This is a genomic window from Bacillus sanguinis (genome assembly GCF_018332475.1).
Lineage (GTDB): Bacteria > Bacillota > Bacilli > Bacillales > Bacillaceae_G > Bacillus_A > Bacillus_A sanguinis.
Genome location: NZ_BOQB01000163.1, coordinates 1 through 9215 on the forward strand (window position 1 = coordinate 1; position 9215 = coordinate 9215).

Consider the following 9215-nt stretch of genomic DNA (forward strand, 5'->3'; position numbering starts at 1 on the left):
TTTAAACATTTCTAAATACTTCTTATCAAGAGCAGGTGGAGGGACGAGCCCGACGAAACCCGGCAACCGATCTACATAATTGTAGACACGGTGCTAATTCTCGCAGCATTACGCTGACAGATAAGGAGCTGGTTGTAAAAAAACCTCTCCTTAGCTGAGAGGTTTTTTTATTTAACTAGGAGGTTATAACAATGAGCGGAATTATAGCGACGTATTTAATCCACGATGATTCACATAACTTAGAAAAAAAGGCTGAGCAAATTGCACTCGGTTTAACAATTGGCTCTTGGACTCATTTGCCACATTTATTGCAAGAACAATTAAAACAGCATAAAGGCAACGTCATTCATGTTGAGGAATTAGCTGAGCATGAACATACCAATTCGTATTTACGTAAAAAAGTAAAACGCGGAATTATTAAAATCGAATATCCGTTATTAAACTTCAGTCCAGATTTACCAGCGATTTTAACGACTACATTTGGAAAGCTATCACTTGATGGCGAAGTAAAATTAATTGATTTAACTTTTTCAAACGAGTTAAAAAAACATTTCCCTGGTCCAAAATTCGGGATAGATGGTATTCGAAATCTTTTACAAGTACATGATCGTCCCCTTTTAATGAGTATTTTTAAAGGAATGATTGGACGAAATATTGGGTATTTAAAAACGCAATTACGCGATCAAGCAATTGGTGGTGTAGATATAGTAAAAGATGATGAAATATTATTTGAGAATACATTGACACCACTTACGAAACGCATTGTATCTGGAAAAGAAGTTTTACAATCAGTATATGAAACATACGGACATAAAACGTTATATGCCGTAAATTTAACAGGACGAACTTTCGATTTAAAAGAAAATGCGAAACGCGCAGTGCACGCTGGGGCTGATATTCTATTATTTAACGTATTTGCTTACGGACTGGATGTACTACAATCACTTGCAGAAGATGATGAAATCCCAGTTCCTATTATGGCACATCCTGCTGTAAGCGGTGCTTATTCCGCATCCAAGTTATATGGAGTTTCATCTCCATTATTACTCGGAAAGCTACTACGTTATGCTGGGGCTGACTTTTCATTATTCCCATCTCCATACGGAAGTGTTGCGCTAGAAAAAGCGGAGGCTCTTGCCATCTCAAAACATTTAACTGAAGACGATGCATTTTTCAAAAAGAGTTTTTCTGTTCCGTCTGCTGGTATTCACCCTGGTTTCGTTCCCTTTATTGTACGAGACTTCGGTATAGATGTTGTTATTAATGCTGGCGGCGGGATACATGGACATCCGAGCGGCGCGCAAGGCGGCGGTAAAGCTTTCCGTACTGCAATTGATGCTACTTTGCAAAATACACCACTCCATGAAGTAGATGACATAAATTTGCATAGTGCACTACAAATATGGGGAAATCCCTCTCATGAGGTGAAATTATGAGTATACAAGTATTTTGTGATTTCGATGGCACGATTACAAATAATGATAACATTATGTCCATTATGGAAAAATTCGCACCACCAGAAGCTGAGGAAGTAAAGAATAGAATTTTATCACAAGAGCTGTCTATTCAAGAAGGTGTTTCTCAATTATTTCAATTAATACCTACTAGTCTACACGATGAGATAATTCAATTTTTAATCGAAACTGCTGAAATACGTAGTGGTTTTCATGAATTTATACAATTTGCAAATGAAAATAACATTTCTTTTTATGTTATATCAGGCGGAATGGATTTCTTCGTCTATCCACTCTTACAAGGAATTATTCCAAAAGAGCAAATTTACTGTAATGAAACAGACTTTTCAAGAGAATTCATTACCGTTAAGTGGCCTCATCCTTGTGATTATCATTGTCAAAATCATTGCGGTTTATGTAAATCATCTTTAATCCGTAAATTAAGTGATACGAATGACTTCCATATTGTGATTGGAGATTCAATTACCGATTTACAAGCTGCGAAACAAGCAGATAAAGTATTTGCTCGTGACTTCCTTATTACAAAATGTGAAGAAAATCATATTTCTTATACACCATTTGAATCGTTTCACGATGTTCAAACTGAATTAAAACATTTGTTGGAGGTGAAATTATGAAACAACTTTTTCGTCAATGGTATGACTTAAGCGAGATAAAAAAAGAATTAACAACACGAAATTGGTTTCCAGCAACGAGTGGTAATATCTCTATAAAGGTTAGTCATGAACCACTCACTTTTCTCATTACAGCAAGTGGTAAAGATAAAACAAAAACGACTCCAGATGATTTTCTATTAGTAGATCATCTAGGGGTTCCCGTATTAGAGACTGAATTACGTCCTTCAGCAGAAACAATCTTGCATACACATATTTATAACAATACGAATGCCGGGTGCGTCCTTCATGTTCATACAACTGATAACAATGTCATCACAAATTTATATAGTGATGCCGTTACACTTCAAAATCAAGAAATTATTAAAGCTCTCGATATTTGGGAAGAAGGTGCAACAATCCACATTCCTATTATCGAAAACCATGCCCATATCCCAACGCTTGGAGAAAATTTCCGAAAGCATATACAAGGGGATTCGGGAGCAGTATTAATCCGTAACCACGGTATTACCGTATGGGGCCGAGATAGCTTTGATGCAAAGAAAAGATTAGAAGCTTATGAGTTTTTATTCCAGTTTCATATAAAACTATTATCAATTCAAGGAGGCGTTTCTAATGGCGCAAATTCGTATTCATGAAATAAATACTCGCATTGAAAATGAGGTGGAAGTATCTAAATTTCTACAAGAGGAAGGCGTTTTATATGAGAAATGGAACATCTTTAAGCTTCCTACTCATTTAAGTGAAAATTATTCGTTAACAGATGAAAACAAGGCTGAAATATTAGCTGTGTTTTCAAAGGAAATCGCTGATGTTTCAGCGCGCCGAGGTTATAAAGCACATGATGTCATTTCACTTTCTGATAGCACACCTAACCTTGATGAATTGTTAATTAATTTCCAAAAAGAACACCACCATACTGATGATGAAGTTCGCTTTATTGTTAGTGGGCATGGCATCTTTGCTATTGAAGGAAAAGATGGGAAGTTCTTTGACGTTGAACTTGAGCCAGGCGATCTCATATCTGTACCTGAAAATGCAAGACATTATTTTACCTTGCAAGATGATCGTCAAGTTGTAGCTATTCGCATTTTTGTTACAACTGAAGGCTGGGTTCCAATCTATTAAGGTAGTTAGTTGAATAAAAGGACTTGGATCCCCTTTTCCAACCTTTTATTCACTCTACATATATACATCCTCCTATGGAACAGGCTTATTTCAAAAAATGAAATAAGCCTGATTTTTTATTTTCTCAAACGCATGAGTCATTCCATACTAAAACAATTTCCTCCTTCTATTTTTCAAGTGTATTTCTTAACACTTTTTGAACATTTATTGAACTTTTTTTGAATTTTTTCTGAAAATTCTGTTTTGTGTATGGTATACTACAATTAAATAAGAAGGAAAAGAATATCGCAAACAGAGGGGGATAATCATGAGTTTACTTATCGCACTTATACTAGGGGTTACGTGTGGAGCACTTCCTGTTATTTTAGGAGCTATTATGGAAGAGTTAGAAGTTGGGGTTTTAGGTTTTGTCGCATCTTGTGTAAGCGCTTTATTTTTTGGTTTATTCGGCGCTATTCCTGTTTCAATTCTGTGTGCATTTTATATAGTACGCCATGCTCGTGCAAAACAATTTGCTCCTAATCACACCGCGCAAGTTATTCCATTCCCAATTGAACGCTGCCGCAGAGCTTCTAGCTTATAATTATAAAATTAAATATACTTAAATAAATAAAAGCCCTCAAATGAGGACTTTTATTTATTTTCTTCTAGAAATTGAAACAATTCTTGTAAATGCAAGGCGTCTTCACTATAACTAAGAGATACGTGGCATATACCATCAATCTCTGCTTGCATATAAAGCTCAACTCCCTCTCGATCATATTTCAATGCCAAATAAAACTCCATTTCTTCTAACATCTTTTTTGAAGTTCGAATAACATAATGCCCCTTCTCATCTCTTCCATATTCGAATTTCGGCTCAAAGTCATATTTTTGTTTAAAAGCTTCTTTCTGCTTTGCACTAATTTTTATACAAGTTGCTCGTTGTACAGTATCAATCATATCATCAAATCTTTGAAGATCCACCTTATTTACCCCCTTATGTATTTTTTGTATAACACTTGTGTACCGCTATTCTCTTCCCCATCTTTCATTAACTCTTCATACAATTCCTTCGCCAATTTTAAACCTGGTACTGGCAATTGTAGTTTTTCAGCCTCATCTAAAGCTATTTTCATATCTTTCATAAAATGCTTTACATAAAACCCTGGTTCAAAATCTCCCTTTAACATTCGAGGAGCTAAGTTACTCAATGACCAGCTACCTGCTGCTCCCGTTGAAATACTCTCTAATACTTTATCTGGGTCTAGTCCAGCTTTTTTCGCATAAGCAACAGCTTCACATACTCCAATCATGTTAGAAGCAATCGCAATTTGATTGCACATTTTTGTATGTTGTCCACTTCCAGCTGGCCCTTGCAACTGAATATTTGTTCCTAGTTTTTCAAATAACGGTAAACATTTTTCATATATTTCTTTCTCGCCACCGACCATAATTGCGAGTCTTGCTTCTTTCGCACCAACGTCTCCTCCAGATACAGGTGCATCTAACGTATATATATTCTTACTTTTACCAGTTTCATTAATACGTTTTGCCAATGTTGGTGTAGATGTCGTGAAATCAATTGCAATTGTGCCTTCATTTGCATTCTCCAAAATTCCATCTATCCCAAAGTACACCTCTTCCACATCATGTGGATATCCAACCATAGTCATTACAACATCAACTTGCTTTACTAACTCTTTCGGTGTATCACACCAATTTGCACCATCTTGCACTAAAGAGTCAGTCTTCGCTTTCGTTCTATTATATACATATATTTTATAACCGTCTTGCATTAAATGACGTACCATACTTTTTCCCATTACACCAATACCGATGAAACCAATTGATACATTTTTATGTTCCATTTTCTCATCCCCTTTGTTCTAATAAATCACTTACCATCTTTCGAAACTCATTATTAAAATCATCATCTATATTATTTTTCACATTTGAAAATAATATAACAATATTCCCTTTCCCTTATTAAAATTATTGAAAGTGTTCCACCCAGATAGTACATCATGATTATGAAAATAATCTGGATATATGTAAAAACTAAATGCATACTTTCTTTAGTTGTTAATACAGTGCTTTCCCTTATATTGAGATTATAGAGAAAATAGTATACTCCACCAAAAACTACAACAGACAGCGTAGCCATCATCATTATTTTTTTATCCTGTTGTTCCTCCATAATTCCTTCGTTCAAAATCCCCCCTACACTCTATTATCAAATAATAAAAAAAAATCGCAACAATTTGTTGCGAAAAATCACTTTTTTTCTTTTCTATATACACACACTTGATTTTTTCCATTTTTTTTTGCTTCATATAATGCAATATCCGCTCGTTGCATTAATTCTTCTCTTGTAATCCCTTGTTCGTATAACGCGACTCCAAAACTCGCTGTTAATTTCGAGATTCCTGAAAATTGTTTTGTTTCAATGAAAAATCGTAATGATTCCGCAACCTGAAACGCTTCTTTTTCTACTGTATTCGTTACTAATATAATAAATTCTTCTCCTCCCCACCTTGCAAATACATGTTGCTGCTCCACTTTAGATTTCATAAGCTCTGCAAGCTGAATTAATGCTAAGTCACCAAAATCGTGGCCGTACGTGTCATTTACTGTTTTAAAATTATCTATATCAAATAAAATAAGTGCTATGTTTTCATTATTACGCATCGCATTATCCCATTCTGCCTCTAGTATTTGTTGGAATTTCAAACGATTATAAATTTCTGTTAACGAATCTATCATAGCAAGCCTTTCTTGTTCTTGATAGATTTCATCTAATTCTGTAATCTCTGTACACTTCACAATAAATCTTGATAAATCTTCTGGCAATGGTGTCGCACGCAATAAAAAAGTTGACATTTCCCCTTCATAATTGGACATCTTAATTCTTCTATCATATGATAGTGTATCATCTAACCATGTTATATCATGAGTTGTTGAATAATATCCATTTTCTCTAATAAAATGTTCAGCAAATACTAAATGTTGCTCACGATAGGCAAACAAATTTTCATATCCGAAAAACTCTAAAAAATTTGTATTACAATCAACAATCTCATCGTCTTCTACTATAAATAATAGATCATCTCGAAAATCAAACATCGTTTGAAGTAGTTCTTGTTGCAAACTTACTTGTCGAACTAAAGAAAGCTGATACAAACTTTTATTGACTTCCTCTAACACCATTTGTGGAGATACAGGAGCTATTACAATATTACGTATCCCTAACGTAAGCACCTCTGTAAACTCACTGGTTATTGGTTGGTCCCAAATGACAATAAAAGTTCTCTGTGGATTATACATATTCTTTATATATTTTATTTGAGAAAAATCTGTTACATAAATTTATACATTATTAGATATTAAAGTAACTATCTTACAGAGATTATTCGTTAAATCCTATAATTAAAATAAATTGAAAAATAGTTATCCAAGCCGTGTTAGTCACCTATTCTTAAATAATTAATAGGTTATATATTATGACTTAGGAGGGATAAAAAGATGGCTATACTTTATGATAAAGACTCTTTACAAAAAAATATTATTACCCTTCCACATTGGCAACAAGAAGCTTTCCGTTCTTTTAAATTAAAAATGACAGATAAAGATAAACTGTTTCCTTGTATACCAGCTCAACACGGCTTTACAGCAAATCACCTCAGGTACGGATTTATTGATGACCCTAGAGATACGAATACTAGCGAAGATTTTGCTGCATTACTTAAAGAATATACTGAATGTTCTAGAGACACAGGTCAATACGCCTCACTTATTGTTTTTATTCATACACCAATAGATTTACTGCGAGAAACTACAGTTGAAGATTTTGAACATATGTATTGGTCTCTACTTAATACAACTAGTCGTTTGGACGAGATGGAATGGCCTACGCACATTCCAAATGACCCTATGGAGAATACTTGGGAATTTTGCTTTCATAATGAATCATATTTCGTTTACTGCGCTACACCTGCCCATGTCAATAGACAAAGTAGACATTTTTCATGTATGATGCTTGCTTTAACCCCTAGATGGGTTTTACAAGAAATTATGAATTCTGAGAAACGCAGTCGAAAACTAAAAGACTTAATACGCCAACGTCTAGTCGCTTATGACAAAGCTCCTATTCATCCCTCTCTCAAAGATTATGGTGCAAAAGATAATTATGAATGGCAGCAATATTTTTTACGTGACGATGAAACCATCCCATCCAAGTGTCCATTTTCTCGAATCATAAAATACTTTCATAAAAATAAGTAATTCACTCCGTTTTTTATTATTTAGTTGTACAAACTTTAACCACTGAATAGATTTAATATAGATCAAATTTAGTGGGAGGAGCATATTATACGTGGGCATATTTTTAAGCTATGTTTTCTTAGGTTTATCGTTATCTGCTCCAATGGGTCCTATAAATGCTGCGCAGCTAGAAAAAGGTATTAGGAGTGGTTTTTTTCACGCTTGGATCCTCGGCATAGGAGCCTTACTTGCAGATGTTATCTACATGGCACTTATTTATTTAGGTGTAATTCATTTCCTCGAAAAAGATATTATAAAACTTTTCTTATGGTCTTTCGGCGCTTTTGTTTTAATCTATACAGGCATTGAAAGTTTAAAAAATGCGAATCAAATTAGCATTAGTAATACTAGAAATGATGATTCAATTATTAAAAGCTTTTTTTCTGGTTTTTTTATGTCTTTATCGAATCCATTAACAATTCTATTTTGGCTTGGAATTTTCGGCTCTATATTAGCAAAAGCCGCTTCTTCCTATAATAAAGAGCAGCTTTTGTTATATAGCTTTGGTATTATTTTAGGTATTTTTATTTGGGATATTACAATGGCAAGTACATCTAGTATATTTCGTAAGATTTTGAATGCTCGTATATTGTCTCTTATAACGGTAGTATCTGGCATATCACTTATTATTTATGGATTATATTTTGGTTTTCAAACTTACCAAATCATTTTTCAATAGCTTCTATTATTTAGTTTTTACATACTACTCATATTGTGTAAAAATAGATTCTTCATATAGCTGTATTTCTTTTTCTTGAGACAAAATGAACAATTATAGTAACAATAATAACTATTCCTAAAAACAACAAGCTCACTAAGAAACCAAAACGCGTTGTTTTTTGCAATAATGTTCCACTAACAGCTAGTGCAATCATTATAAGACCAACAATGCTTTTTATCTGCATCCAACCTTTTGGATTCATTAATCTCCAAAATGAAAGAAGAATGAGACTCCATGTATATAACAACATTAATCCAGCTGCAGTTGTTACGTATTCATATATATTTTTGGGTAGTAATAAAGCACTAAGGATAGAAGCACCAAGTCCCATTATGATAAGAATTAGAGCTGGAAAAGAGATGTTTTTTTTGTTTTTTTTAGCAAACATTGCAGGTGCATCACCTTCTTCAGCTAAGTTCATTAGTACACTTGTCACTGCAAATAATGAACCAACTAATGTTGAAAAACCCGCTAAAATTAACACTACATTTAAAATAAATGGCACATACGGCAAATTATAGTCTTGTAATGCTATTACAAAAGGGCTTTCTTTCGTATTAAACTGGTTTAATGGAACCATCATAATTGCCAACCCTAAAGAGACTACGTAAATAACAGTTAAAACTAGTAACATTGCTCTGCCTGATTTTTGTGCATCTTTAGGGTCTTTTAATCTTATTGTCATTAGTCCCATAATTTCGATTCCCCCAAATGCATAAAATGCATAAATAAGAGAGGACCAAGTACCTTTTAATCCATTTGGAAACCATTCTTTAAAATCCCGCGGAATTTGGGCTTTATATAAACCACCCTTTATAACTCCTAAAATAACCAAAATAGCAATCACGATGAATCCTATAATAGCCGCAATTTTTATAATAGCCATCCATTTTTCTAGGCGTTCAAATATCTTTACCCCTATAAAAATAATTAATATAGCTGCTACTCCGTATATAGCAGCAAATATCCATAATG

At 33.9% G+C, this 9215-nt stretch carries 10 protein-coding genes, 2 pseudogenes and 1 riboswitch; of the genes and pseudogenes, 7 read left to right on the plus strand and 5 right to left on the minus strand.

Translation table 11 applies throughout. The features are described from left to right. Positions 1 to 19 precede the first annotated feature (19 nt). Positions 20 to 127: riboswitch (SAM riboswitch) on the plus strand. A 64-nt stretch (positions 128 to 191) separates the two neighbouring features. The 5 genes from mtnW (at position 192) to KI369_RS17755 (ending at position 3800) form a co-directional block, all read left to right on the plus strand. After that, positions 192 to 1436, plus strand: a complete 1245-nt coding sequence (mtnW, locus tag KI369_RS17735) for a 2,3-diketo-5-methylthiopentyl-1-phosphate enolase (RefSeq protein WP_212956809.1) — start codon at positions 192 to 194, stop codon at positions 1434 to 1436. After that, the gene (gene mtnX, locus KI369_RS17740; RefSeq protein ID WP_212956810.1) at positions 1433 to 2092 is read left to right on the plus strand and encodes a 2-hydroxy-3-keto-5-methylthiopentenyl-1-phosphate phosphatase; all 660 of its coding nucleotides are present in this window, start codon (positions 1433 to 1435) and stop codon (positions 2090 to 2092) included. Before mtnW ends, mtnX begins: the two co-directional genes overlap by 4 nt. Continuing rightward, positions 2089 to 2727: a methylthioribulose 1-phosphate dehydratase gene (locus KI369_RS17745; RefSeq protein WP_000811328.1), complete on the plus strand. Its 639-nt coding sequence runs from the start codon at positions 2089 to 2091 to the stop codon at positions 2725 to 2727. The genes mtnX and KI369_RS17745 overlap by 4 nt, the downstream gene beginning before the upstream one ends. Continuing rightward, entirely contained in the window at positions 2705 to 3217 is a 513-nt protein-coding gene (locus KI369_RS17750; RefSeq protein ID WP_212956811.1) for a 1,2-dihydroxy-3-keto-5-methylthiopentene dioxygenase, read from the plus strand. The genes KI369_RS17745 and KI369_RS17750 overlap by 23 nt, the downstream gene beginning before the upstream one ends. 307 nt (positions 3218 to 3524) lie before the next feature. Beyond that, positions 3525 to 3800 carry a hypothetical protein gene (locus KI369_RS17755; protein ID WP_212956812.1) on the plus strand — a complete coding sequence of 92 codons (276 nt, stop codon included), beginning with the start codon at positions 3525 to 3527 and terminating at the stop codon, positions 3798 to 3800. A gap of 50 nt (positions 3801 to 3850) precedes the next feature. Here the strand turns inward: KI369_RS17755 and KI369_RS17760 are convergent, their stop codons facing one another. The 4 genes and pseudogenes from KI369_RS17760 to KI369_RS17775 form a co-directional block, all read right to left on the minus strand. After that, positions 3851 to 4183, minus strand: coding sequence for a DUF3909 family protein (locus KI369_RS17760; protein WP_212956813.1), 333 nt, complete (start codon positions 4181 to 4183; stop codon positions 3851 to 3853). 5 nt (positions 4184 to 4188) lie between these two features. Next, positions 4189 to 5067 carry an NAD(P)-dependent oxidoreductase gene (locus KI369_RS17765; RefSeq protein WP_212956814.1) on the minus strand — a complete coding sequence of 293 codons (879 nt, stop codon included), beginning with the start codon at positions 5065 to 5067 and terminating at the stop codon, positions 4189 to 4191. A gap of 4 nt (positions 5068 to 5071) precedes the next feature. Continuing rightward, a pseudogene (locus KI369_RS17770) lies at positions 5072 to 5274 on the minus strand (penicillin-binding protein); the annotation flags it as partial. Positions 5275 to 5473: 199 nt separating this feature from the next. After that, a pseudogene (locus KI369_RS17775) lies at positions 5474 to 6565 on the minus strand (GGDEF domain-containing protein); the annotation flags it as partial. Between the two features lie 156 nt (positions 6566 to 6721). On the opposite strand from KI369_RS17775, the gene KI369_RS17780 reads away from it, so the two are divergent. Next, positions 6722 to 7480 (plus strand): YqcI/YcgG family protein, encoded by a 759-nt coding sequence (locus KI369_RS17780; RefSeq protein WP_212956815.1) that lies wholly within the window; start codon positions 6722 to 6724, stop codon positions 7478 to 7480. Between the two features lie 91 nt (positions 7481 to 7571). Next, positions 7572 to 8198, plus strand: a complete 627-nt coding sequence (locus KI369_RS17785) for a LysE family transporter (RefSeq protein WP_000510847.1) — start codon at positions 7572 to 7574, stop codon at positions 8196 to 8198. Positions 8199 to 8250: 52 nt separating this feature from the next. On the opposite strand, the gene KI369_RS17790 is transcribed toward KI369_RS17785, so the two are convergent. Further along, the coding region (locus KI369_RS17790) for an amino acid permease (RefSeq protein WP_212956816.1) at positions 8251 to 9215 on the minus strand (965 nt) is incomplete at its 5' end.